Annotated in this window: 22 protein-coding genes and 2 pseudogenes; 3 read left to right on the forward strand and 21 right to left on the reverse strand. The window is 56.6% G+C overall.

The features are described 5' to 3' along the window. Positions 1-408: 408 nt before the first annotated feature. A complete protein-coding gene (locus tag H4N61_RS03015; RefSeq protein ID WP_282567627.1) occupies positions 409-912 on the forward strand; it encodes a GGDEF domain-containing protein in 504 nt (167 codons plus the stop codon). Between the two features lie 75 nt (positions 913-987). On the opposite strand, the pseudogene H4N61_RS18325 reads toward H4N61_RS03015, so the two are convergent. The 11 genes and pseudogenes from H4N61_RS18325 to H4N61_RS03065 all read right to left on the reverse strand — a co-directional run. Beyond that, positions 988-1,173 (reverse strand): annotated as a pseudogene (locus tag H4N61_RS18325) (transposase zinc-binding domain-containing protein); the annotation flags it as partial. Between the two features lie 38 nt (positions 1,174-1,211). Then, positions 1,212-1,490 (reverse strand): tyrosine-type recombinase/integrase, encoded by a 279-nt coding sequence (locus H4N61_RS18330; RefSeq protein WP_248306558.1) that lies wholly within the window; start codon positions 1,488-1,490, stop codon positions 1,212-1,214. A gap of 369 nt (positions 1,491-1,859) precedes the next feature. Next, positions 1,860-3,131 carry a hypothetical protein gene (locus H4N61_RS03025; RefSeq protein ID WP_182394947.1) on the reverse strand — a complete coding sequence of 424 codons (1,272 nt, stop codon included), beginning with the start codon at positions 3,129-3,131 and terminating at the stop codon, positions 1,860-1,862. An 846-nt stretch (positions 3,132-3,977) separates the two neighbouring features. Further along, positions 3,978-5,056: pseudogene (locus H4N61_RS03030) on the reverse strand (IS5 family transposase). Between the two features lie 344 nt (positions 5,057-5,400). Continuing rightward, on the reverse strand, positions 5,401-6,186 hold the full coding sequence (locus H4N61_RS03035; RefSeq protein WP_182394949.1) for a hypothetical protein: 786 nt from the start codon (positions 6,184-6,186) through the stop codon (positions 5,401-5,403). After that, positions 6,183-6,854 (reverse strand): glycosyltransferase family 2 protein, encoded by a 672-nt coding sequence (locus H4N61_RS03040; protein WP_182394951.1) that lies wholly within the window; start codon positions 6,852-6,854, stop codon positions 6,183-6,185. The genes H4N61_RS03035 and H4N61_RS03040 overlap by 4 nt, the downstream gene beginning before the upstream one ends. After that, positions 6,844-7,614, reverse strand: a complete 771-nt coding sequence (locus H4N61_RS03045; RefSeq protein WP_182394953.1) for a glycosyltransferase family A protein — start codon at positions 7,612-7,614, stop codon at positions 6,844-6,846. The genes H4N61_RS03040 and H4N61_RS03045 overlap by 11 nt, the downstream gene beginning before the upstream one ends. Next, a complete protein-coding gene (locus H4N61_RS03050; RefSeq protein WP_182394954.1) occupies positions 7,614-8,612 on the reverse strand; it encodes a hypothetical protein in 999 nt (332 codons plus the stop codon). Before H4N61_RS03050 ends, H4N61_RS03045 begins: the two co-directional genes overlap by 1 nt. Positions 8,613-8,647: 35 nt before the next feature. Next, on the reverse strand, positions 8,648-9,055 hold the full coding sequence (locus H4N61_RS03055) for a hypothetical protein (RefSeq protein ID WP_182394956.1): 408 nt from the start codon (positions 9,053-9,055) through the stop codon (positions 8,648-8,650). Positions 9,056-9,294: 239 nt separating this feature from the next. Next, entirely contained in the window at positions 9,295-10,371 is a 1,077-nt protein-coding gene (locus H4N61_RS03060; protein WP_182394958.1) for a nucleotidyltransferase family protein, read from the reverse strand. 246 nt (positions 10,372-10,617) lie between these two features. Then, positions 10,618-11,937 (reverse strand): UDP-glucose/GDP-mannose dehydrogenase family protein, encoded by a 1,320-nt coding sequence (locus H4N61_RS03065; protein ID WP_182394959.1) that lies wholly within the window; start codon positions 11,935-11,937, stop codon positions 10,618-10,620. A 374-nt stretch (positions 11,938-12,311) separates the two neighbouring features. On the opposite strand from H4N61_RS03065, the gene H4N61_RS03070 reads away from it, so the two are divergent. Then, on the forward strand, positions 12,312-13,391 hold the full coding sequence (locus H4N61_RS03070) for a transposase (protein WP_182394168.1): 1,080 nt from the start codon (positions 12,312-12,314) through the stop codon (positions 13,389-13,391). 327 nt (positions 13,392-13,718) lie between these two features. On the opposite strand, the gene H4N61_RS03075 is transcribed toward H4N61_RS03070, so the two are convergent. After that, complete coding sequence (locus H4N61_RS03075) at positions 13,719-14,510, reverse strand: sugar transferase (RefSeq protein ID WP_169196778.1); 792 nt, start codon at positions 14,508-14,510, stop codon at positions 13,719-13,721. 362 nt (positions 14,511-14,872) lie between these two features. On the opposite strand from H4N61_RS03075, the gene H4N61_RS03080 reads away from it, so the two are divergent. Next, positions 14,873-16,075, forward strand: coding sequence for an IS256 family transposase (locus H4N61_RS03080; protein ID WP_182394961.1), 1,203 nt, complete (start codon positions 14,873-14,875; stop codon positions 16,073-16,075). A gap of 281 nt (positions 16,076-16,356) precedes the next feature. On the opposite strand, the gene H4N61_RS03085 is transcribed toward H4N61_RS03080, so the two are convergent. The 9 genes from H4N61_RS03085 to H4N61_RS03125 all read right to left on the reverse strand — a co-directional run bounded on the left by H4N61_RS03085 (position 16,357) and on the right by H4N61_RS03125 (position 25,938). Further along, entirely contained in the window at positions 16,357-18,486 is a 2,130-nt protein-coding gene (locus tag H4N61_RS03085) for a Wzz/FepE/Etk N-terminal domain-containing protein (RefSeq protein ID WP_182394963.1), read from the reverse strand. Positions 18,487-18,523: 37 nt separating this feature from the next. Beyond that, positions 18,524-19,321 carry a metallophosphoesterase gene (locus H4N61_RS03090; protein ID WP_169194526.1) on the reverse strand — a complete coding sequence of 266 codons (798 nt, stop codon included), beginning with the start codon at positions 19,319-19,321 and terminating at the stop codon, positions 18,524-18,526. After that, a complete protein-coding gene (locus H4N61_RS03095) occupies positions 19,318-20,757 on the reverse strand; it encodes an O-antigen ligase family protein (protein WP_182394965.1) in 1,440 nt (479 codons plus the stop codon). The genes H4N61_RS03090 and H4N61_RS03095 overlap by 4 nt, the downstream gene beginning before the upstream one ends. Continuing rightward, a complete protein-coding gene (locus H4N61_RS03100) occupies positions 20,754-21,428 on the reverse strand; it encodes a hypothetical protein (protein ID WP_169194528.1) in 675 nt (224 codons plus the stop codon). Before H4N61_RS03100 ends, H4N61_RS03095 begins: the two co-directional genes overlap by 4 nt. 113 nt (positions 21,429-21,541) lie before the next feature. Continuing rightward, positions 21,542-21,943: a hypothetical protein gene (locus H4N61_RS03105; protein WP_169194529.1), complete on the reverse strand. Its 402-nt coding sequence runs from the start codon at positions 21,941-21,943 to the stop codon at positions 21,542-21,544. Between the two features lie 658 nt (positions 21,944-22,601). Further along, on the reverse strand, positions 22,602-23,081 hold the full coding sequence (locus H4N61_RS03110) for a Wzz/FepE/Etk N-terminal domain-containing protein (RefSeq protein WP_169194530.1): 480 nt from the start codon (positions 23,079-23,081) through the stop codon (positions 22,602-22,604). Between the two features lie 42 nt (positions 23,082-23,123). After that, positions 23,124-23,915 carry a metallophosphoesterase gene (locus H4N61_RS03115; protein ID WP_182394967.1) on the reverse strand — a complete coding sequence of 264 codons (792 nt, stop codon included), beginning with the start codon at positions 23,913-23,915 and terminating at the stop codon, positions 23,124-23,126. Further along, positions 23,915-25,354, reverse strand: coding sequence for an O-antigen ligase family protein (locus tag H4N61_RS03120; protein WP_182394968.1), 1,440 nt, complete (start codon positions 25,352-25,354; stop codon positions 23,915-23,917). The genes H4N61_RS03115 and H4N61_RS03120 overlap by 1 nt, the downstream gene beginning before the upstream one ends. After that, positions 25,351-25,938: a hypothetical protein gene (locus H4N61_RS03125; protein WP_182394970.1), complete on the reverse strand. Its 588-nt coding sequence runs from the start codon at positions 25,936-25,938 to the stop codon at positions 25,351-25,353. The genes H4N61_RS03120 and H4N61_RS03125 overlap by 4 nt, the downstream gene beginning before the upstream one ends. Positions 25,939-26,048: the final 110 nt, after the last annotated feature.

Here is a 26,048-nt window from a genome sequence, read left to right on the forward strand (position 1 = left end):
AGTGGCCCGGCGCGTAGTCGCTAGATGCACACCGACCAAAGTTTCTCACGCACAACATGGGTGTGTGAGGTGGTTAAATAGGCCCAAGTGCTGCTACCAGTCAGTGGTGATGATGCGGTGTTATGAGGCCGAACATGCAAGCGCAGGACAAATCGTCTGCGCCGTAGCCGCAGAACAACTGCATCGTTGGTTCAAGGATGTAGTTGACGAATTCCGGTGAGAAGCGACGGAATAATCGCAGGCGTCTTCGGTGTCGAACTTTGAAACCGAGGTCAGGCCGCGCACGTTAATGCGGGCAGTCTGGGAGCTCATTTCTCGCTGCATAGTTTCAACTATGCAGCCTAAAAGAGCACGTTATGACCGCGAATTTGTTGAAACAAGAATTGGTGTAACTCGAGACGTCCCGGCCTGCCCAACCGGCGTGGCTTTACCGAGATGGGCCACAGGCTCATTGCCTGCTGCACCGCCGAGGGTAAGCCGATCGGCGTGGCGGTTATCGATCTGGACAGCTTCAAATCCGTCAACGACCGCTTTTGTCATGCCATGGGCGACGCGGTCCTCAAACGATTTGCCCGCGTTGCACAGGCTAGCCTGCGCACCAATGACGTTATTGGACGCATTGGTGGAGAAGAGTTTGCCATACTGCTGCACGGGAGCGACCCGGTAGCATCGTTCGCCATCATCGAGCGGATCAGGCGCGCATTCCAGGCAGAAGCGGAGTTCATCGAGGGCGTGCCCGTGCGGGCGACGCTCTGCGCCGGAGTGGCTGGCGCCAGTACCATGGTTTCCATGGAGTCTCTGCTGAAAGATGCCGACATCGCGCTTTACCGCGCCAAGAACGGCGGACGAAATCGAGTGCAGACCTTCACGCCGCTTGCGGCAAGCGATGGCACTATCACGCAAATAGCCTGAAAACACTTCCTCCCGACTTAGAGGGAGCAGCCAACATGGCGCTGGAATGCAATGCTCGATGTTGAGCAGCGCTCAGCTTTCGTAGGCGATCCGCTGATGCCCGCAGTCGGAACAGGCTTCGACGTGGCTATCCGGGACTGCGGTGCGGCAGGTCTCGATCGCCGACATCGAGCGGCTAAGGCTCGGATGCCCGGCATGGGCCGCGCGATAGGCTGGACCGGCAGCCCGGAAGATATCGGCGACCTGGATGGTGTGGCGCACCGGGTCAGGCGGGTGGGGGCTTGTCCTCCACAGCGCCATCAACCGGTCGAGGGGCTGGCGACCGCTTGGATCGCGCGGGTCGAGACCTTGGTGTAGAGCGCGGTGGTCTCGAGCCTGGAGGGCCCGAGCAGCACATGGATGAGCCGGATATTGACATCCTGCTCCAAGAGGTGCGTGGCAAAGCTGTGCCGCAAGGTGTGCGGGCTGACCTTCTTGCGGATGCCGGCGACCTCGGCCGCCTCCTGCACCGCGCGATGCAATTGCCGTGACGAGATCGGTTCGGTGCGCCACCTCGGAGGCGCCCAGCCCGGCGCCAAAGGCGACCCCGAGCGCGAACTTGTATTTTACGCCCGGTGCCGCCTCGAGCAGCCGGGCCGCCTCCTCGATGCCTCGAACAGGAAGCGCTAGGCCGAGACTGCACCATTGATCGTCGAGGCGCTGACGCCGTTCTCATTCTGAAAAAGCTGGTAGCGACGGAGATCGTCTGCCGTGGCCACATCAGAGCTCTGGCCCAAGAAGGCGGCAAAGGGCCGGACGTGACGGACATAATCATGGTCGCCGAAAACCGATGACCATTTCGGAGCGCAGGATGGTGGTGACGATTGCGAGGTCGGCCCGCAGCGGGGGCTTAACATGTGGAATAGCAACTGGTCTCCCGGTTCCGCGAATGGCGAACAGGCAAGGCATCAAATCTCGAGATCTGAATCTGCGTCATCATCTGGAAGATGAGGTCGAACCTGGTCCTCCTGAGGATCTGGCGCGTCGGGATCTTGATGATCGGAGGCGATCGAAGGGGAGTACTCGTTTGCTACCGGTCTTTTCGAGCTGCCGCTGCGCTGGGCATCGAGGGCGTCCAGTGTCGCATTCAGTTTTGCCCGGTGCGTCGCCCAAAGTTCTTCGGCGGTTGCGTTTCCACTCCTGGACGGTGACTTCGTTTCCCTATCCGCCGCGATTCTTCGGGTCGACATGGTTTTGGTCGAAGCGGTCTTGGCAGGCGTCTCATCGCCCTTGATCGCGTCCGCATAGACATCTGCTTGGCCGACCGCGCGCGCCACGACCTTGACCTTCCAGCCATGTCGGGCCCGGGCATAGTGGATGCGAGCCGTTTCAAGGCCAAGATGACCGGCCATGGCCGCAATCTCTTCCTTGGTCAGCCCGGCCGCCTCCCAACTGGCAATGGCGACATGGCGAAACGAGTAAAGGCTGAGCCTGCGGGTGCTTGCCTTGGCACAAGCGCGCGCCAGCGTTTCAGCCATGGCGTTGCGCCAGCGCTCGAAGCCCATTTCAGCGACCTGTCGAGCCACGAGGGCAAGCAAGGTGACCACGGCTTCCACGAAAACGGGGCCGAATTCGGACATGTCCAGGGCCCTGGTGTCGGGGTGTCTGACGGTCGCCTTCGCGTTCGGGAAGATAAGCAGATTGCCTCGGACCTCGGCGTCCAGCAACTCTTTCGGGCGGGGGCCCATCCGCGGCGCCACAACACAATAAAGGGCTGCTGCCGCCGCCATCATACTTCCAGTCTTGAGTGCGGTGCGCTTGAGCTCGGCGAAAACCCGAGCCACTTCCTTCTGGGTCGCATCCTTCACCTTTTTGGAGGCAGTGCGCTCCGGCTCCGGGCGTCCCTTGAGGCGATCAAGTTCGGTTCTGCAGAGGTCCTGCGCTTCTTCGATCTCCCGTTCGAAAAGACCGGCCGCGGTCCCGGTAAGCTTCAGGGCCAGCCCCATTTCTGCGCGATAGAGACGCACCGTCCGTGGCCGCAGCAGGTCCATGCGCCCACTTACCTCCTCCTTGAGCGCGGCGAATGGCGGCAGCGTCGGATATATCCTCGTGGCTCTGCGGATGTGACGAAGCGCTTGCCGCTCGTAAGCGTGCAAGGTTTCCCGGCTGGGCGTTTCAGCAGTCTTGCCGAGCTGTTTTCTCATGGCCCACATTTGCGTTAGTCCACGGAAAAAATACATACATATCAATGCACTAGTCAATAAGAAAAACTAACGCGGCACGGTGTTAATCGGATCTGCAAATCCGGTTAAAAATCCTCTCAAATAGGAACATCGCAGAATATAATTCCCTGAAATGAGGGGAAATCACGATAGTATGTCTTAATGGGGTGTGTTGAGGCGGAAAACCGTCGGCAGGTAACGCTTTTCTCGAACCAGGTAACGGCATTATTCGATCTGGTGGCAGAATTCTTGATATTGGTAACACCTGGTCACGAGTTACGGGCAGGTTGCCGGTAACCTGCCTGTACCCGAACGGTCTGCAGTCGCTCGCAAAACCCCGGAATATAGGGGTTTCAGGACTTTGCGCATGGGCAAGCTCAACAAAAGGGGATCTCGCATGGAAGCGGCGTCGGTGCGGAAGTTCGCGAGCATGGCCCCGGCCCGCCCGCTGTGATGATGCTGGCCGATCACGGCCGCAAAGGCGCAGAACTGTCACACGGGTCAAGGCGGGGCATTGCTGATGCTCATGCTTGGGACGCGCCGTCACCACCAGCACGCAGCTCAGTTTGTGGGGCAGGGGCGACAAGCCGGGTCGGCAAATGTCGCACAAGAAGCGTTATCGGACGTTGCCTCGGCTAAAGGGCCGTTGAATAAAGTGCGGAATTGGAAGTTGGCCCACCTTGCAGCAACAGAAGATAAGAATTCTTCACCCACGTCTTGCTCATCTGAAGACCCGCAAGAACTGGCTCGCTGAGCCTGCGGCTGCGATTGTGGTCGTCTGATTTCCGTGTTTGAGCAGATTTGGCGCGGCGTTTGGCGATCGGCGGTGCCCATTGACGGCGTTTCCCGGTCATCCGGGCAGACTCATGGCGCGGTTGCGCGCTTTTCGTGGAAGACGAGGCGGTCGAAGTTGTAGGCCAGATTGGCCAAGGTGAGTTTGGCCTCGGCCCTTGCAATGCCGATGGTGCGGATGAACAGACCGAACCGGTTCTTCTGATGAGCGAAGACATGCTCGACCCTGGCACGTATCGCGGACTTGGCCGCATTGGCCCGTGCGGTCGCGATCGGCATCGGCTTGCCCTTGGGCTTGCGTCGATGAATGCGGCTGGTCAGCATACGATCAGCCAGCCAGGCCTCATTGCTCTGTGATCTGTAGGCGCTGTCGGCCCAGACCTCGCTGCCGGTGTTTTCCCGATCGATCACATGGCGCAGCATCCGGCCGTCAGGATGGGAGGCGGAGGTCACCGCTGCAGCCCGGATGAAGCCATAGCGCCGGTCGATGCTGATGTGACTTTTATAGCCGAACACCGGAGTGGCGATCATGGGCAGGGGCGAGCCGTCTGGCCGGTAGCGCACCTTGCCGCCGATCTTGAGCGTCCAGCGGGCGTCGGTATCCTTCTGTGCGGCTTTAGCCGGCTCGTTCGGCCAGATCTCGTCAGCCGACTGGCCTGCCTTGATGGCCTCCCGCTCGCCATCGGTATTGCGCTGTTTGGGTGCGGCACCAGCGAAGCATCCACGATCTGCCCCGACATCGGGATGTAACCCTTCTTGTGCAGTTGCCAGTCGAACGCCTTCATCACCCGCTTGAGCGTGCCGGTCTGGGTCATGCGGTTGCGGAAATGGCGGATCGTGTTCTCATCGGGCGTGCGATCGCCGAGCGAGAACCCCAGGAAGCGCATCCAACTCAGGCGGTCCCGGATCATGAACTCTGTGCGGGCATCGGACAGGTTGTGCTGTGCCTGCAGGATCAGGATCTTGAACATGGCCACCGGATCGAACGGCGGCCGACCGCCTTTGCTGCCGTCACTGTAGCCAAGCCCCTCCACCAGCCAGGACCGGAAATACTCGAAATCCACCGTCCGCTCCAAAACCTCGAGCGGATCGCCGTGTTGGCTCAAGGCTTCGAGGTGATCGTTCAGGCTGAAAAGCGAATGCGGGTCCATGATGACGCTCCATGATCGGGCGACATCAATGAATCATGACTGCATCAAAGCCGCCAAGGGTTTTTGCGGACGTCCAGCTCCAGTCAGGACCGAGTATAATGAATGGAGGGCGATACTTGGCGTGAGCGTAATCACTTTTCCTCAATGAAGGCGCTGTGTCAGGCGATGAGCGCAAAGTCGTTAAGCGGTTAGCGCCGTTGCTGACGCATGGCCTGGGCCTCTCATTATCTGCTCGGCCGTAGCTTTCGACTTTGCCGTTATCGTCACTCAGACGCGGACAGCAATATCTCTAAATCTCGAACCCATATTTGAGCCACCGGTGCTGATGCAGCACTTCGGCGCTGTTAAGTCAGTCCAGTGACTTCACTGATGATTTTACTGAACGATCGGTTGGCAGGCTTTGGGAGTGCCAACCTGTTCGGAAACGCCGTCGACATGAAGTGAGCCATGTCGAATACAAGCTGGTCTCGGCGGCGCAGCAGCCGGACATGCCGTGATGACATGAAGTCTCGGTACCCTTCGGCGGTCATTATGCAGCCCAGCTGGAAGTGATCGGGAATAGGGACATGCTCAGGAAGCTTCCTGAGCCCGACCACGCGCACCGATAGCGTAGGGTAGGTGCGGCTTTGTAGAATAGCGAGGCAAGCGGGCTGCCAAGGCGCTTGCTTTATTGGGCAAATGAGCTCGTAGCCAATTCCAGATAACGCTACAACGATGGCACGGAGAGCCGCGTGCTTTACGGCCAGCTCGATACTTTCCATGTGAGTATGGTCGGTGGCTGCCAACTTCAAACGGTGATGGGTTTCCCCGATAGGAACGAGTGAAAATCTCGAGATGCTCGGGTTCGACGTTAACCGTGTCAACTCAGCGTTAGCGACATGCGCACGGAGGTTGGCTTGCCGGGTAATATTGGCAATCACGCCACTATGCGCACTCCTGGCCGCCATATCGGGAAAACGTCGGGCGGCGAGTGCGAGGAGCTTGTGCTCGTTAAAGACGATCTTTTCGGCATCAAAGCGATCAAGCCAAAGATCGAAGCAGGCGCGTGCGGTCACATCGTCACGATGCAGTGCCGCTTTATAATACGTTTGATCAGCCAGAAGCACGTTAGGATGGAGGTATGCCCTCATTGCTTCAACAGCTTCTTGCGCATGAGCGCTCGAATTGCGGTCCGTAGATAGTCGCTGTCGCGACCGATGCCACCACAGAAAGACAGGCTATTTTCGTGAATGCGCCGCATAGCGATGCTTTCCGCAGGGAGATGGAAGCGAATTCCGTGTTCTCGCGCACGGCTAAACCAATCCACCATTTCTCCATAGCCGTTTGGCATTTGTTCGACAGCGCCGACGAGGCGGAACTTTTCCGTCCAAATGGTAAGCGTTGATCGGTGCCAACCGGAGCTCTCCTGGTCGCTGTCCTTGAGATGAGTTGCGCCAAAGGAAGTCATTTTTCCAACGACGGCGTCGGTGTTTAGCGACTGGTCCACCAAGCGCGCCAATTGGCGTTCCATTTTATCCAAGGCCCAGACATCATCAGCATCAAGAAAGGCCACGACGGGCGTTTCGACGTGCTCTACCCCCATGGTTGTGGCTGGTCCGGCTCCGCGATTTTCAGTCCGGATGAGCTGTATCTTTGGGCCAAGGTTTCGCGCAATTTCTGAGGTATTATCGGTCGAACCATCATCGACGATTATGACGTGTAATGGCGGCATTGTCTGGCCAAGCACAGACTGGACAGCTTCTGGTAGAAACGCGCCGGCATTAAATGCCGGGATCACCACAGAGTAATTAGTGTCCATCGTTGACAGCCATAACCAATTGCATCGTTTCTGGGTCCACGGTGGGCAAAATGCTCGTCACATCACATATGTTAGGATTGGTCGCCTTACGCTTTGCATGGAGCAACATAGCTCGCATTGCTCCTCGGCGTACCTTAACCATGTCGCTGGTTACATTGGTCTTGTGGCGCCTATAGTAGAAAACGATGTCGTTATGGATAGCCCGATGCGGAGTGGCTTCGGCCATTCTCAGAAGGAAATCGAAATCTTCGCCATAATCTAACGTCTTGTCGAAAAGACCTATTTGGGCGAGGAAATCGGCTCGGATCACGCTGGATGAGAGTGTGATCGCATAGAGGACTGGTGAGGCGGCACTGATCGAGCCACCTGGCTCCAACATAGAGCTGGCGACAACTTGGGTTCGACCTCGCGTGAAACGGGTCTCTGGCAAGATGTCGAATTGGCTCAATGAACTATCCAGGGCTCCATCGAGATAAACGTCGTCGGCATCGAAAAAAGCAACGAATTCTGTGGCCGCGTTCAAGTGCGCCATAAGGGTGTTGCGGGCAGCGCTAACACCTTTGTTCCCGCCATGCTCGAGGATCCTGAGGTTTGGTAACTCGGTTTGCAAAACCGTCAGTTTCTCAAGCGTCGTGTCGGTTGAGCCATCGTCGCACACTACGATCTCAACAGGCATCCTTTTCGTTTGTCGCGACGCCGACAACACTGCTGCGCGGATGAATGTTTCTGCGTTATACGCGGGGATTAGAATGCTCAACATTAAAGGCTCTCCAGCGTACGCTTGAGCGTTTCGGCTATTTCTACAGGATCTGCGGAGAGGTGGATTGCATAGCACGGGAGTGCGCGCACGAGTGGCCCGCAGGCCGCAAATAAGAGTTTGTAGCCGCTATCCAGCTGCTTCAGCGTCGAAAATGTCAGGATTTTGAAGGGTTCTGCCGCTGGTATGGGCGTAACCACTGTTCTGTCCGCTCCAATCTTAGGCATGAAAATAGCATTGATAGGTACCTGGCGCGTTATCGCGGTGGCACCAACCTCTTCTGGTCTGAATACGTATTTGTTTTGCCAGTTTGGAGCGCCGACAGGTTTAATGCCCAGGCGGTCAAGCCCACCGAGGCCCTGCTTTACCGTTCGATAGGTCGCCGCTGCACTGTTCGGGGCGACAAACGTATAGTCGTCCCCTGCGGAGTTTAGTCCGTTGAGCAGGCAAGCGAGGGTGGTTCCAGATTTTCCTGCGCCACCATTTCCGACCAGAAGCGCACCCTTGTCGCCATAAGCAACGGAAGCAGCATGGACCATGGTTAGGCCTTGAGCTTCACCGATCCAATTACAGAAGCTGGAAAGCGGTGCAGTGGGCTCCCACGCCGTTTGTGCGCTGCAGCTGGGAAGAAACCGGACACCGAAACGATTGCGGATGTCAAAAATATCACATCGGCCGTTCTCGAAATCAAATTTCGCGCGCCAACCTCTCAATTGCAGGTGGTCGATGAGCGCAGGCGGAGCTAGCCCGGCCAGGTCACGGGAGATATCTAGGAAACCCGAGCCGATATGCCAGTCGCTATATTCCGCAAAAACTTGGGCAAACGGGTGTTCTTCCGTTTCGGCTTCATCAAGGCAATAGCGGGCTGCATCAGCCAGTAGTGGCCTAGATTCGCTGAAGCGGGAGGTTTTGTGCGCAACACATAGATTATGCCCCCCCTTACTCGAGCGTTGCATCTGGTTAAAACCGAAGTCGAGTGCACGCTCGATGAAGAGCTCCAAGCGCGCATAGTCGTGAGACGATGTACTCGTCATCCTTATTTTGACTTTTTGCCGGTTTGGGCGTCGAGACCGTGAATAGGGTCCGCGGCGATGAACACGGCCAAGTCGCTGTGTGCTTCGAGATGAAATTGTTTGCCGCCATCTAAAATACGCTGGCAGACGTCATCGCTTATCTCGAACACTGTTGCTGGAACTGGGCGCAATATGCCGAAACCTACAAGCTGATCGATCGTGTCGTGCATTTCCTGGCCGACGCCGGGTTCGCGGAGGTCCAAAGCTTGGCTCAAAGACTTGCTACATGCGCCCGCCTCTAGAATGTCGAGCAGCGGCGCAGTTCGTCCACCGATGTCGTAGTAGTCGCCGCTTTCAAGGTTCAGGACGACCACACCCTCTTGGAACTTCTCAGCAACCACCCCGGGGGATGCAAGCTCGTAACTCGTCATTGATTAGTACTTTCAGGCATAATGCGGGCTTGATGGAAACGCTGGCTGCCGAAAATAAGCACGGGGCAAAGTCGGCGCTGGCCGCACGTAACGCACTGATGGGTCGCAAATCAATAGCCAAATGCTTGCTGTAATTGATCGATTGGTCAGAGATAAGCTGGACGTCGCCGTTCCCAGAAGAAGGTTCGGTGGTGGAACTTGGCGTTGCCAATCAGGTGGTGGAATTGAGGTATTCCTGCCTACTTCGAGTGCAGGAGCTTTTGGACAAAACGGCTCCAGAATGCGGAGTTCAAAACTTTTCTGGTGAAGTACTTTGTTCTACCGCTCTCTAGGAAATCACGCGAAGCAAAATTGCAGGCGAGGTGCGTGATAGACGCCAGAAGCGCACCTTTTCGGCTGCGCGAGCGCAATTTGTATTCATAGATGAGTAAGCGGGCCGCGATGCTCCGATGGACTGCCGCATCGTCGTTGCGGAAGCACCAATCGGCTAATCCACGCCACGCGGTCCACAGTCGTTCAGCGCCGCGAGCATGCATGAGATCTCGCGCTTCACTCTGTTCACTCGGAGACAGTGCCGCGTATAACAGCTCGCATTCGACCAGTGATCGCATGAATAGTCCGCCGTGCATCGAGTTGCGATCATGCCTCAACGCGTGAACGACCGCTAAGATAAGCTGGTCTACCGGGTGGGGCAGGTAGGTAGACTGGAGCCCTGGCGCAAGTTCTGCTCGTGCCCAAAGATCACCAACAAGACGGGCATTTTCAACGGTAGCAGGTAGGATGTGCGGCTCAATAGCGACAAGATCTTTTGGCCGCTTGATGGGAGGAAGATGGTGCTCTCCGGGCTCAAGCTCCAAACGCGTCGGCATTGCGATTGTGGGTGCGGCCGGCTGATATCCTAAGTCAGTGAAGCATGTCAGAGCCTCTGCATCCTTAATAAGAATGTCTAGATCTGACATTGTCCGCATGCCTGCGCGGGCATAAGCCGAGCGAAAAAGCTGTATGCCGCCCTTGAGCACCAACACCGTACATTGCCGAGTGCGCAATGCCTCGTTCAATTCTATCAGTTGATTGCGCAGTAGCAGATTTTGAGACACCCAAAACGAGGGTGGCGGCAGGTTAGCTGATCCGAGCGCGCCGGCTTGTTGGAGGGCCGCGACGGCCAGCGGTAGGACTTTATTGTTTTGCGAAGCAAGGATGAGGCCGCTGAATGCCGGATCAGTGGTGCGCCATGTGGCGAGTAGGGCAGAAACATCTTCGCCTTTCGCAACACCCAAACAGAGCTCGCCGAACCTACGTGCGTCAACATCGGGCATAATCGCGAGACGTTTCCTGTTTATGGTTGTTTGGCAAGAACTTGCTATGAAAGCTGCATAGCTAATGCGTCGGCCATCTCGCAACTCGTATCATTGATTTTCGCCCAGCAAGATGACTCTTTTTGATGCCTTTTAAGAGTTTGATGGGCGCTAGCGGCTTATGAACTGTAAGGCCAACAGCCGCGATCAATTTACCGCACAGTCTGGAAGCGTTTAGTGCACCTGTTGAGAGGGCGTCGTTGGTGTCTAATCTGACAGTGGATGCGGTCGTCCAATGCTGGTGTAATCGAGACCAGCCGCCTCGACCTCCTTGCGGCGATAGACGTTTCTTAAATCGACAAATACTCGATCGCTCATGGCATTTCTCAAGCGCTGCAAGTCGAGGCCGCGGAAGGCATTCCACTCGGTGACGAGAACCAAAGCGTCAACACCGTCGGCCGTGTCATATGCGTCTGCGGCGTAATCGATATCTGCGAGCAAGGTTTTAGCCATTGCGGTGCCTTCAGGATCATAGGCTCTGATCTTGGCACCGGCATCCTGTAGTGTTTGGATGATTGCAATGGATGGTGCATCCCGCATGTCATCAGTGTTGGGTTTGAAAGTCAGCCCCAAGATGCCGATGGTTTTGCCCCGGACACTCCCACCTGCTGCAGCGATGATCTTGCGCCCCATGGCGCGCTTGCGGCGGTCATTTACCTCCACAGTGGCTTCAACGAGGCGAAGAGGGGCATCGTAGTCCTGACCGGTTTTGACGAGGGCCAGCGTATCCTTGGGGAAGCATGAGCCGCCATAGCCAGGGCCAGCATTGAGGAATTTGCTGCCGATACGATTGTCGAGACCAATGCCGCGCGCCACGTCCTGGACATTTGCACCGGTCCGCTCACACAGGTCAGCAATTTCATTGATGAAGGTAATCTTCATCGCAAGAAATGCATTTCCTGCATACTTAATCAGCTCGGCCGTACGGCGACCTGTGAACATGAGGGGTGCCTGGTTGAGATAAAGCGGGCGATAGATTTCCATCATGACCTCGCGTGCGCGTTCATCATCAAGGCCAACTACAATACGGTCGGGCCGCTTGAAGTCCTCAATGGCGGCACCCTCACGTAAGAATTCTGGATTGGAGACGACCACAACGTCGGCGTCGGGGTTGGCCTCCTGGATGATGCGCTCGACTTCATCCCCGGTGCCCACGGGAACCGTCGACTTTGTCACCACGACGGTGAAGTCCTTTAGTGCACGCGCGATATCGGCAGCAGCTGCATATACATAAGAGAGATCGGCGTGACCATCGCCACGGCGGGACGGGGTTCCGACCGCGAGAAAAACGACGTCAGCTTTCGCGACGGCTGGAGCCAGATTGGTCGTGAAGGTTAGCCGTCCAGATTTGGCATTCTGGTCAACTAAGTCTTCGAGGCCAGGCTCGAAGATTGGTATTTGACCTTTTTTGAGGGCCTCGATTTTCTTCTCATCGAGGTCGACGCAACTCACGTCGTGACCGAAATCTGCGAAACAAGCGCCGCTGACCAAGCCTACATAGCCACTACCGATAATCGCTATTTGCATTCTCGTGTGTCCACGCGAGTTTGAGTTGTAACAGCACAGACAGGCAAAATGGGGCGGCCTGCTTATTGTTTACGCCAGGTTGCACCCTTGGCTCTTCAGATGACCAGAGAATGGATGAAACACTATGGAGAGCGATGAGACTTCCACTTGCGCGTTGTTTCATATGTCGGACGTCGGTTTGTAACGCTGCAAGTTGATCACTATTGCCCTCGTCGGGGATGGCATTCATGAAATCCATCTGAGAGCTTCGGATGTGTCCACCGCTGGGATTAGGCTTCATCGACCACTCACTACAAGCTGGACGTCCGCAAAAACCCTTGGCGGCTTTGATGCAGTCATGATTCATTGATGTCGCCCGATCATGGAGCGTCATCATGGACCCGCATTCGCTTTTCAGCCTGAACGATCACCTCGAAGCCTTGAGCCAACACGGCGATCCGCTCGAGGTTTTGGAGCGGACGGTGGATTTCGAGTATTTCCGGTCCTGGCTGGTGGAGGGGCTTGGCTACAGTGACGGCAGCAAAGGCGGTCGGCCGCCGTTCGATCCGGTGGCCATGTTCAAGATCCTGATCCTGCAGGCACAGCACAACCTGTCCGATGCCCGCACAGAGTTCATGATCCGGGACCGCCTGAGTTGGATGCGCTTCCTGGGGTTCTCGCTCGGCGATCGCACGCCCGATGAGAACACGATCCGCCATTTCCGCAACCGCATGACCCAGACCGGCACGCTCAAGCGGGTGATGAAGGCGTTCGACTGGCAACTGCACAAGAAGGGTTACATCCCGATGTCGGGGCAGATCGTGGATGCTTCGCTGGTGCCGGCACCCAAACAGCGCAATACCGATGGCGAGCGGGAGGCCATCAAGGCAGGCCAGTCGGCTGACGAGATCTGGCCGAACGAGCCGGCTAAAGCCGCACAGAAGGATACCGACGCCCGCTGGACGCTCAAGATCGGCGGCAAGGTGCGCTACCGGCCAGACGGCTCGCCCCTGCCCATGATCGCCACTCCGGTGTTCGGCTATAAAAGTCACATCAGCATCGACCGGCGCTATGGCTTCATCCGGGCTGCAGCGGTGACCTCCGCCTCCCATCCTGACGGCCGGATGCTGCGCCATGTGATCGATCGGGAAAACACCGGCAGCGAGGTCTGGGCCGACAGCGCCTACAGATCACAGAGCAATGAGGCCTGGCTGGCTGATCGTATGCTGACCAGCCGCATTCATCGACGCAAGCCCAAGGGCAAGCCGATGCCGATCGCGACCGCACGGGCCAATGCGGCCAAGTCCGCGATACGTGCCAGGGTCGAGCATGTCTTCGCTCATCAGAAGAACCGGTTCGGTCTGTTCATCCGCACCATCGGCATTGCACGGGCCGAGGCCAAACTCACCTTGGCCAATCTGGCCTACAACTTCGACCGCCTCGTCTTCCACGAAAAGCGCGCAACCGCGCCATGAGTCTGCCCGGATGACCGGGAAACGCCGTCAATGGGCACCGCCGATCGCCAAACGCCGCGCCAAATCTGCTCAAACACGGAAATCAGACGACCACAATCGCAGCCGCAGGCTCAGCGAGCCAGTTCTTGCGGGTCTTCAGCTGTCTCCCATGACGATGTAAGTCCCAATTGATGTGCCAGTCTTGTGGCGCAAAAATGTACTACATGTGTGTACTACATGTGTGTACTACATTCGAAGTATTTCGGAAATTGAACTTTAAAGATTTCAATGATATAAGTCACTTAAGTATTCTAAGTGCGAATCCTAGCGCCTGACTGGGAGATGTTTTTACGTTCCTCGACCTAGTTTGATTAACTCTTGCCAGAGCGTCCAGACTAGGATTTTGACGTCGAGGGTGAGCGAGAAGTTAGAGATGTAGGCGAGGTCGTGGTCTACACGTGCTGCGGCGGATTGAGGCGTTTCTACAGGCCCCCTTAATCCATTCGCTTGGGCCCAGCCGGTCAGGCCGGGCTTCATCTTGTGACGTAAGTGGTAGTAGGGGACGATCTCATCATATCGACGCTCGTTGACCAGCATGCCAGGTACTTGTGGACGTGGGCCGATAAGGCTCATGTCACCCCGGATGATGTTGAAAAGCTGCGGTAGCTCGTCAAAGGATGTCCGGCGCAAGAAGGCGCCAAATTTCGTCAGGCGCGGGTCGCCATTTTTTACAGCCTGGAGTCCGCTATGATCGGATGCAGCCCATTCCAGGCTCCGAAACTTGTACATACGGAAGACCCTCCCGTTCAGCCCTTCTCGGTTCTGCGTGAAAAGGAGAGGGCCGGCAGACGTCGCTTTGATCAGACAGGCAATGGCAACAAGCAGAGGGCTAAGTGCAATGAGCGCCACTAAACTGATTGCGATGTCGGCACTGCGCTTGATGGCGAGCACCAGGAAATTCTGAGGGCCGACGGTGCTAACGATTGGATATCCGTCCTGGAAATCAAGGGGGAGTCCAGACTGATTCAGGCGAGATTTAAGGTCTTTTTTGATGTGGCTAGCATCGACAGAGAATGACCCTGATGAAGACTCACCGCGGAACTCGTCCGCTAGCTCTATGCTCCCAATCTCATCCCCCATGCTCTATTCCGCCCCGTTCGATACTGCGCCTAAAAAACTAGTGTTTTTATTAACCTGTGATAACAGTAGTGCTCTAATTATAGAGAGTTCAAAAAGTATATGTTTCTGCGTATTGATTCAATCTTTTTTTGGTCGTGAATTTTGGGTTACGCAATATGTGTAGAGCACTAGCGAGCAGTTCTGTGTGTGTTCTTGAGCTGGTCTTGTTGGTCGTGTCCCGGGACGTGGTGTAACTGAGGTGGTCAAGCCGCTCGCGAGCGCGCCATTAGGAGCGCCGTAGCGAGCGAGCGGCTGGGTGGTCATCGACGGATTTCCGGTAAGGTCTGGTTGCTTACCCCAACCCTGCACCTGAAGGACCACCGATGACCGACACGATGATGAACCTGCGCACGCTGGTAGAGAAGACCCCCGACGCCGATATTCTGCGTGAGATGATTGGCTTCGCTGCCGAACGGCTGATGGAGATGGAAGTGGGTGCCGCCACTGGGGCCGGCTATGGCGAAAAGAGCGCCGAGCGGCGGGTCCAGCGCAATGGCTACCGCGAGCGGGACTGGGAGACGCGGGCCGGCACGGTCGAGCTGCGCATCCCCAAGCTGCGCAAGGGCAGCTACTTCCCGGGCTTTCTGGAACCTCGGCGGCTGGCCGAGAAGGCTCTTACCGCGGTGATCCAGGAGGCGTACATCCAGGGCATCTCAACCCGTTCGGTGGACGACCTGGTCAAAGCCATGGGCATGAGTGGCATCTCCAAGAGCCAGGTCAGCCGGCTCTGCGAGGAGATCGATGGGCGGGTGAAGGCCTTCCTCGAGCGGCCGATCGAGGGCGATTGGCCCTACCTGTGGATCGACGCCACTTACCTCAAGGTACGCAGGGGCGGCCGCATCGTCTCGGTGGCAGCCATCATGGCGGTGGCCGTCAATGCGGATGGCCGGCGCGAGGTGCTGGGCATGGAGATCGGCACCTCGGAGGCCGAGGCGATCTGGACCGAGTTCCTGCGCAAGCTGACCCGCCGCGGCCTGCGAGGCGTGAAGCTGGTGATCTCCGATGCCCATGAGGGCATCAAGGCGGCCGTCACCAAGGTGCTTTGTGCCACATGGCAACGCTGCCGAGTCCACTTCATGCGCAACGTCCTTGCCCATGCCGGCAAGAGCGGTCGCCGCGTGGCCAGTGCCTTTATCGCCACGGCCTTCGCTCAGGAGACGCCGGAGGCCGCCAGCACCCAATGGCGCGCTGTTGCCGACCAGATCCGTCCGCGGGTGCCCAAGCTCGCCACCATCATGGACGAGGCCGAGCACGACGTCCTTGCCTACATGAGCTTCCCCAGGGAGCATCGGGCCAAGCTGCATAGCAACAACCCGATAGAACGGGTGAATGGCGAGGTGAAGCGGCGGACCGAGGTGGTGGGCATCTTCCCCAACGAGGATGCCATCGTCCGGCTCGTTGGCGCCATCCTGCTTGAGCAGAACGATGAGTGGGCTGTGCAGCGCGCCAGATACATGACGCTGGAATCCGTCGCCCCGTTGAGCGATGATCCCCTCGTCAGCCTGCCGGCAGTCCCCGCACGCTGACCAACCCGGCCAAGCCGGATATGCGTGGAGGCCCTGCCTCAGTTACACCACGCCGAGGGACACGATCGTCTTGTTTGGCGTTTTCACACTTCGACAGCCCAGTCAACAGTGGAGGCTGGCGTCATAATCAGTGTGTCGGGGGGTAAGAGCGCGGCGAAGTCGCTAGCGAAGTGCGAACACTTGGCTTCATACTGCGCTCTGGCCTGCGATATCAGGATTGGGGGGCAAAATGCCGGAAGACTAGCGGTGTCTACCGGCGTTCATGCGGGATTTTTGCAACGTTATGCCGTGTAGTAACCGCCGTAGCGCTTGTTATAGTAGCGCGAGCTGAACCCTTCTTGCTGGTTCAAAATTGACAGAATGACCGGCGGATAATCGCAAGCTTCCACCAAGCGTGACACAGCGCGCTTTGCTTCAGATTGATTTGTTGCTGACCAGCGCGTGACGAACAGGATAGCGTCCGCATACGGCGCGACATGCGTTCCGTCCACAACCGGGCCGATAGGCGGCGTATCTATGATGGTCACGTCAAATGACGAACGGCAAGCATCAACCAAGCGACTAAAGTCATCTGACATAACCAACTGGTCAGTCGGTATATCTGAACTGCGCGATCCGAGGAGAAGCATGGCCGTCGTCTTTGGATCGCGTACCGCCATTTGCTTTTCCGGAGAGGTGCCGAGAAGCGTTTCCGCCAAGCCGGTCCCGGGCTGCAAACCAATGTGTCGATGCAGCGATGGTTTTCTCATGTCGGCGTCGATGAGGATTGTTCGCTTCCCGCTCAATGCGTATGCGCGCGTGAGGGAGAGGGAAATGGTCGACTTGCCTTCACCCGGCGAAGTCGAGGAGATCATGATGACGATGCCCTTGCCTTCTTGTGCGGTTCCACGACGACGCACGGCATTGTCTATGCCAGAGCGAATGCGGCGCACGGCTTCTGAATAGATCGACAACGGCGCATCGACGAGCATGTCAGCCACTGAATGGCCGTCCGTTTGGTCAAGGCCTTTTTGGCGCGGGATTTCTGCCAGGACAGGAACTTTGAGTACGGACCCGACTTGATCCTCGGAAGTAAAGCCCCCCAGGTAATGCTCATAAACGAACGCCAGACCAACACCCAGGCCCAGACCGGCAAGGCCCGCCAGAAGCAGAATAAGGCGAGGATTTGGGAAGCTGGGCGCCATAGGTGCGAGCGCTGGGGCGACGATGCGACTGTCTGCAACCTGCAAATCTGCCTGCACCTGCAGATCGGAATTGCGAGCCAACAATGTTTGATATTGGGCCCGAACCAGTTCGCTCGACTGTTGAAGGGCATAAAGTTGGGTGAGGATATCCACCGGCAGGTTAGAGTCCATCAGGCCAGACCGCAGCTCGCGCCGCAAGCTATCGGCCTGCGTTTGCAGCGTCGGCAATTCTGCACGCAAAGCAGCGAGTTCAGAGCCGGCTTGCAGGCTCATGCTGGCTTCGAGCTGTTCGAGCTGTTCGCGCAGATCGATTGCGGCGATTGACCCCGAATCCGTATCCGCCAATTGGCGTGCCAGCGCTGCGCGCTGCTCATTGAGGCTGTTGATGGCATCAGACTGTAAGGTTGCGACAAGGTCGCTCCAATTACGGGTCTGTAGCGAGGCTTCCACTGCGCCAGCGAGAGTGGTTACTTGCTGATTGCGAGCGATTGTCTGAGTGAGCTGATTGCGCAGCTCTCGAACGCTCTCAAAACCTTCTTGCCCGGCCATTCGGTCAATATTGGCATTGATGAAGTCGTCAAACGCGGTTTCGCTCGCCACCAGCAACTGCTGTGTCTGTTCAAGTCTTGCCGAGATAATTTCCTGCGATGAGCTAATCGTGGAAATCTTAGAACGCAACTGCTCTTCGATATAGGCGGCTGAAAGGGCATTCGCGAGATCAGCCGCGCGCTGAGGGTCTTCGGAGGTTACACTTGCCGAGATCAGGTATGTCAGTCCGCGCCGCTGAACACGAACTGCGTTCGAGAATTTGGTCAACACCTGTTGTAGGGGATCATCAACACGCTGGGTATTATTCCCAGGCAGAAGCGAGCGAAGGAAAGCGCCTATGCCCGCCCCACTGCCGACGGTCACGCCAAACTCAGGGTCATCGATCAGGTTCTCATTCACGATTACGCTGAGCAGCACCGCGTTGGATCGGAGAATTTCCACTTCACTGTCAACACGCGCGTTGTCTGCCGATGAACTCGTGGCAGCAAAGTCCGCTTCAAGAAGATTTTTGCGGGAGGTGTCCACCATGACGAGACCGGTCGCGGTGTAGACAGGGGTCATGGCAACCAGAGCCAAAATTGCCATGCCCAGAGTTGCAACCACTGTAAGGGCGATTAGGCGAATACGGCGCCGGAGCAGATTGGCGATACCCCGCAAATCGATTTCGGCTTCGTCCACAGATACCATCCCCCATTGGTGCGCCAGTTGCGCAATATTATACGTCGGTAGAAGTGTTTAGGACGCGCGGCGGCGCGTCACTTGCCAAGCGCACAGCGCTCAGAATGCCAGTCCGGTAAGCGCCCGTATCAACGTTGATGCGGCCGCTATAAATCTCGGGTTCTGGAACAATTTCATGGCCATGCACGACCAAGGCGCCATCGCTTCGCGTGTCGTCGCGCTCGCCGGTGTACCAGAGAATATCCTTCTCTTCCTGCGCGTCTGGCGACACGCCGGGACGTCCCCCTGCATGCATAAATACGGCATGGCCGACTGAAATCGAGAGCGGTAGAGCGAAGAGGAACTTTATGTGCTCTGGTGGGAAGGACGCCTGCACCAAATCCGCAATGCGACGGGGATTGCCAATAGCGCTCTGAATTTCTCTTTGGCCGATCCCATAGCTTCCTAATGTTTCCATGCCACCAAAGCCGAGCCAACGTTCGAAAATCGTGCTATTCGACATTGCGTCGCAAAGCGTTGTTTCATGGTTGCCTGCTAGTGCGAGGCGGCTCCATCCTTCTGGCGTTCGCGAAAGCATGTGATCGATCACCTGCGCGGAATGTGGACCGCGGTCGATCATGTCCCCGAGTTGTACTATCAGCTTGGGGCCGCCAGTATTGGCCTCGTGCGCAACGATTTTCGCTTCAAGCTGCCGGAGGAGGTCGAGGCGTCCGTGAACGTCGCCGATCGCATAGATAACGCTATATTTCTGCTTAAGGACATCGCGTGAGCGAGCTGAGATTTCGCGGTCGCTGTGCTCGTTGGCAAATAGCGTGCGGATGCGCTCGAAAATCATTTCGAGATCTCACCTTGAGCTTGGCTAGTCGTAGATTTTGTTCTGAAATCGAGACCCAAGCCGACAACAAATAGCAGCATGAATACTACGCCTTGTATCTCCATCGAGAAATCGACCAGCGAATGCACACCAACGACAATGATGGAGGCGAGCGACAACGTGGGAAGCCACCAGTCATCGCGGCGCTGTGTGATGAGAATGATCAGGCGTGTGCCAAGTGCTGCAAATATTAGAAGCGGCACGCTTCCGAATATTATGCCAAGCTCGCTCCACATCGTCAGATAGGAATTGTGTGCCTTGTCCCAGATAAGGTCCGGGCTAACCGGCCAACGATGATACAGCGGGTAGACGAGCTCAAATGTGCCAGCCCCAGTACCCCAAAGCCAATGATTTTCGATCATTTGGAGTACTTGGATATAGAGCAGTTGGCGCACGTCTGCATCGACCTCGGTGCTGCCGAGGCGGTCAAGAGTGCCCCCGCCATATACAAACAGTGCGACGCCAGCGATTGCGGCAAAGGCCAGCAGGCCCAGCAACCCATTTTGTCTTTGCGCGAGCTTGGTCTTTAAGGATGCAATCAACACCACCACGGTTGCGCCAGCGATAGCAGCGCCTAGCCCCATACGTGACTGGCTTGCCAAAAGTGCCGCGAAAATAAGGATCGTACCGACGACCTGCAGCCCAACCCAGACGAATTTCTCATCGGCTCGCGGTAGACGCTGGCCGCGCTCATTTCTCCGGCTCAGTGCAGCACGCAGCGTTAATCCCACACCCAGAACAAACCCGATGGCTAGAAACGTGCCGTATGTATTGCGGTTCACGAATGTGCCGACAGCTACCCCGTGGTAGGCCCACTTTTCAAAGAACAGCAGGCTGTCGTTCCACAACGTGAGTGCAATTAAGCCGAAGACGGCGTGTGCGATGATTGCTGCAAATGCCAACTCGGCCATGACTAGGGCGCGATTGCGGTTGGCTGAGATCTGCAGCACCAGGAAGAAGAATACTACGTATGCCGCGTAATTGAGTGCGGAAAGCACAGTCACTCCGGCGGCGGCACTTAACTGAGCAACGGGGTAGGAGTTGCCGTCCACGTCGGTTAGAGCTGCAGTTCCGCCCCACATGGTGGCGGGTACGGTCTGGAAGAGAATGAAGCCACCGAGAAGCACGGCGAGAATGGTCTCTGCACCAAGCGATGAGATACCAACGCGCAATGCCTGCTTGTTTAGCAGTAAAGTGAGCGCATAGGCGAAACCTATCACACTCACCAAACCAGCATTGAGACACCAAGCGACAGGCCCGTTAGCGCCCAGTGGAATAGGGGCGGCCGCTGTGAGTAACACCAAGCAAAATGCCAGAATTGAGTTTGGTCGCGATGAGCGGATCTGAGCTGCTGTGGAAGATCGGCTGGGTGCTAGTGGGGTCGGGATGTCGGTCATGGCGCCACCATCCCAAACTCCAGCGTAGCGCGGCGGACATTGTTGAGAAACCGCGTTTGATCTTCAGGTGGAAGCTTCTCGACGATTGATGTGATCCGTTCACGGAAATCCGGCTGGGTCACATAGCGATGCGCGACTGAGGCAACCCCTCTGCGAGATTGCGCTAAGAGTTCGAGATCTTGTTCGTGTCCGGCCTGCGCTTGGGGTGAGAGCGAAGAGAAATGATCCTCCGCCAATTGCACGCGCCCCTCGGCGATCCACTGCTCATGGCGGCCGATTTGCTGCGCGCTAATTAGCGCGGCATCACCATTTTCCGTTAGAGCAAGCTGGTATGAGAAAAGCGATTTTGCGTACCACCCCAAGGCGTAACTTGGCATGGCTTCCACAGTCTGGTTAGCAATGTCTAGGCAAATGGCGCGTGCGCGCGCTGTGCGCTCTTCCGGCTGGAGCGCGCCGTAAAGCCCGCCAACAATGTTGACACAGCGGCGCAGTAGGTCGTCGGATGCACGATATGACAGGCTAGGTGAAACTTCGTCAGCGAGCACTGCTTCAAAGAAGTCTGGGTCGGGGATGCCGGCTTGTACTAAGCTCGAAAGCTCACGTTGACCGACCACAACGCTCGTAGCCAACAGCGAGCCAGTGACGAAAACAAGCATGACTCGACTAAGCATACGGCGTTTCCGAGTAGGTACCAAGTACACCCGGTACGGCAAGAAGGTAGTAAGGCAATGCTTTAGGCGTGACCGAGGCAGGCTCGATCACGCAAAGCGGGTTAAGCGTCAGATCAGTTTGGGCTGGCTGCCGACGCAACTTGAAGGACGTTCTGAGGAACGGTACCGCCAGAGCTTACAACGGTAGCGATCTGGGTGAAAGCTGCAGCCTGAGCTGGGCTAGAAGCATACTGCACCGCATTGTTAGCCGCTGCCGCTATAATGGCCGGTGGTACGGATGGCGAGCTGACAAGGGCCGAAACTAGCGTACCAACAGCAGCACTAACCTGCGCTGGAGATAGACCTTGTGCGCGAAGTGCTGCAACATAGCCGTTCTGTGCTGCAATACATGCATTGGCGCTAACCGAGCAGGCTGCAACAACAGATGCTTGGGTAACGGCCTGAGCGTGTGCTGGTACAGAAAAGGCTACGGTCAGAGCAAGGGCGGCGAGCCCGTGCTTCAAAACAGTTTTCATAAGAAACTCCTGCCATAATTTATTTCAAGCATAGCAGGCTCGAATAGATTGTCGCAACTCAAAATTCTTCGGGATCGCGCTGAGAAGCGTTAGCTGTGCTGTCAAAACGGGAGTGGCGAGTCTTAGTGGTCGGTTTTTATTGGAGTTTTCGATATTGTAACACAGTGTGAGGTGAGTGTTCTTGCTTAGGACACCCTGCATTTTATTCTTATTGGCGCACTAGCGCGATGCTTGATTGGCTCTTCTCGCGCGCGTACCCAGCGCTGAATCATTCGAATTAAATCGTGAGCGTCCTCATTGTCGGGGCCCGCATTGAGGAACTTGCTGTCGATACGATCGTCGAGCCCTATGCCGCGCGCCATGTCCTGAACATTTGCGCCTGTCTGCGCAGATGTCGGCAATCTTCGAGATCGAAGTGATTTATTCGCTATATACGCGTTGGGCTAAGAAATAGTCGCGCGTGTTGCGATATTCGGCATGAGGGCAGGGTGCGAGGATGCCGATGGTGTTGTTTGGGGCGTTGCATCCCGTAGCAGCGATACCCTCTACGCTCATCGCACGATGTCGGCGGTCGGTGCCTTCGGCTCTGCCTCAACAGGCGACGCAGGGCTTCTCAGTCCTGCGCGGTGTTGAACGGACCAGCTCTTCCGAACGACGATCAGTAGCCGTGGGTAATAAGATAGGTCAGTCCACGGCGTTGCACCCGAACCGCATCGGTGAACTTTCTGAGGACCTGTTGAAGTGGGTCATCAATGCGTTGCGTGGAGTTGTTTGGCAGAAGGGCGCGGAAGAAATCCCCGATGCTGCGGCCCCCTTCTGAAACGCCGAATTCAGCGTCATCAATAAGGTTTTCATTGACGATCACAGACAGCAGGACGGCATTGGAACGCAGGATTTCGACTTCGCTATCCACGCGAGCATTATCCGCCGACGGAGCTGTCGCAGCGTATTCAGCCTCGAGCAGGTTTTTGCGGGACGTGTCGACCATCACTAGGCTTGAAGCGGTGTAAACAGGCTTCATAGCGACTAAAGCAAGAATTGCCACGCCGAGTACGACTGCAAGTGTAAGGGCAATCAGCCGAATACGGCGTCGCAGTAGATTGGCGATACCGCGCAAATCGATTTCGACTTCGTCCACAGATTATTCCCCCAGTCACACGCCAATGGCGTTTTTTATTCTCTATGTAGCAGTAGCTTGAATCGTGCGTGGCGGCACATTCTTTTCTAGTCGAACGGCGCTCAAGATCCCTGTCTTGTAGGCGCCCGTATCGACATTGATGCGGCCAGGAAAGATTTCGGGTAGTGCCACGATTTCATGCCCATGGACGATCGTTTTCCCATCGGTTCGGATGTCGTCGCGCGATCCGGTGTACCAGAGGTAGTCGCGTTCCTCCTGAGCGCCGAGGGCAATTCTTGGGCGGCCGCCTGCGTGCGCAAACACGAAGTTTTCGACAGTCGGTGTTAGCGGCAGGGCCAGAAGGAACTGAATGTGCTCAGGGGGCACGACAGTTTGGAGGAGTTCGCTGACGCGTCGCGAGTTTCCTAGCGCACTTTGAATTTCGCGCTGTCCAATGCCGTAGCTGCCAAGGGTCTCGACGCCGCCAAACCCAAGCCAGCGTTCAAACACACGGCTGTTGTGTAGGGCTTCACACAGCGTAATTTCATGGTTGCCGACAATGGCGCGGCGATGCCAGCCTCGGGCAGGGCGCGAGAGCATATGATCTATTGTTTGAGCTGAGTGAGGGCCGCGGTCTATCAGATCACCGAGCTGCACAATGAGCTTTTGGCCCCCGATATGGTCTCCATCCGCCAATATCTTGGCTTCAAGTTGCTTTAGAAGATCGAGGCGACCATGCACGTCGCCGATGGCGTAAATGACGCTATAGGTGTCGTTAAGTGTTTCCCGGGCTCTTGGGGCTTTCGTTCCCTCAGTTTTTGGGCGGCCGAACAAAGCTTTTATTCGGTCCAACATCAATTTTTTGCCTCGCGCAAGGGGGCGGGTTCCGAACTCTTGGCACGAAAGTCTAGCCCGATCCCAACGACGAAGAGTAACATCAAGACCACGCCCTGAATCTCCATCGAGAAGTCGACGAGTGAGTGCGTCGCAACCACCACAAGTGCAGACAACGACATGGCGGGAAGCCACCAGTCCTCGCGGCGCTGTTTGATGAGAACAATCAGGCGCGCGGCGATGGTTGCGAAGATCACCAGCGGTATTGTGCCAAAAACGAGGCCCAGCTCACTCCAAAGAGTAAGGTATGTATTGTGCGCCTTGTCCCAAATGAGATCGGGACTGACTGGCCAGCGGTGAAATAGGGGGTAGACGAGCTCGAACGTTCCGGCGCCGGTTCCCCACAGCCAGTGCGCCTCGATCAGTTGCACGACCTGCGCATAGAGTTGCTGGCGCACGTCAGCGTCAGCTTCTGTACTGCCAAGGCGGTCTAAAGTTCCGTCGCCAAAAACGAAAAACGCTAGGCCCGCAACAACGATGAAAGCGAGCATCACCAAAAGTCCTATGCGCTTTCGGGCTAGGCTGGTTTTCGTCAACGTAATTATGAGGAGGACGGCGCCGCCGGCCAGTGCGGCTGCTAGTCCCATTCGTGACTGACTTGCGAGCAGCGCTGCAAGAATAAGAACCGTGCCGACCAGTTGCAGCCCGACCCATACGAATTTCTCGTCGGCTCGCGGCAGGCGCTGGCCTAGAGTGCTCCGCTTGTTCAGCGCCGCTCGAAGCGTGAGGCCAACCCCAAGCACAAACCCGATCGCGAGGAAGGTGCCGTACGAATTGCGGTTGACGAACGTCCCGGTTGCAACGCCGTGATACGCCCACCTGTCGAAAAACAATAGGCTGTCATTCCAAAGCGTTAGCGCGATTAGGCCCAGAACCGCATGCGCAATTATGGCCGCAAAAGCGAGTTCTGCGAGGAACATGGCGCGCTGACGATTAGCGGACACCTGGATGACCAGGAAGAAAAACAGCACGTAGGTGAAGAAGCAGACAGCGGAGAATATTGTCATGCCGACCGACGCGCTGATTTGGTTCAGAGCGTAATTGTTGCCGTCGATATCGACCAGCCCCACACTCCCGCCCCACAGAGAGGAGGGCAGGATTTGGAAAATGATGAAACCGCCCAAAATGGTCGACAGCAGGGTTTCGGGTAGAAAGCGTGATAGCCCGACGCGCAAGCCGTCGCCTGTGAACATCAGGGCAAGGCAGTAGATAAGGCCGATCAGGGCGACAATGGTCCCGTTGATCGACCATGCCACAGCGTTGTTGGCACCAAGCGGGATAGGGGCAAAAGTGGCAAGTGTGATCAGGCCAAATGCCAGTGCACCATTGACCGCCGAAGCGCGCGGTTGGGTCGATGACCTTGAGCGATTTCTCAGGAGTATAGTGTCAGCAAGTGTCATGGCATGACCATGCCAAATGTTTGAGTTGCGCGACGAACGTTGGTGAGGAAACGCACCTGGTCTTCCGGCGGTAATTGTTCAACGATAAGGGTTATGCGCTCGCGGAAATCAGGCTGTGTCGCGTATCGACGCGCAACTGAAGCCACGCCCCGTGCGGATTTTGCGAGCAGTTCAAGGTCTTGCTGGTGCCCCGAAAGCGCTGCGGGAGAGAGCGTCGTAAAATGGTCTTCGGCGAGTTGGACCCGGCCTTCGGCGATCCATTGTTCATGACGACCGACATGCTGCGCTTGCACCAGTGCGGCCTCGGCTGCTTGTGGTTGCCCGAGCTGGTAGGAGAAGAGTGACTTGGCATACCAGCCCAAAGCGTAGCTCGGCATTTGGGCAACAGCGTTGTCCGCGGTTTCTAAGCAATTGAACCGTGCCAATTCCTGCCATTGCTCAGGCTGGAGAGCTCCATAGAGCCCGCCTGCGACGTTGATGCAGCGTCGCAAAATGTCATCTGTAGATCTGTAGGAAATGGCTTGAGATTTATCGTGACCAAGGAGTGTTTCGAAAAAGCTCTCGTCGGTCGTACCCACCTGCATTAGCCCTGACAGCTCTCGTTGTCCCACAATCATGCTTGTCGCAAAAAGCGAAAAGGAGAGAAAGGCAAGAGTAACGCGGCTAAACATTGGGCGTTTCCGAGTAGGTACCA

Origin of the sequence: Devosia sp. MC521, from assembly GCF_014127105.1 — a bacterium.
In the GTDB taxonomy this organism is placed as follows: Bacteria; Pseudomonadota; Alphaproteobacteria; order Rhizobiales; family Devosiaceae; genus Devosia.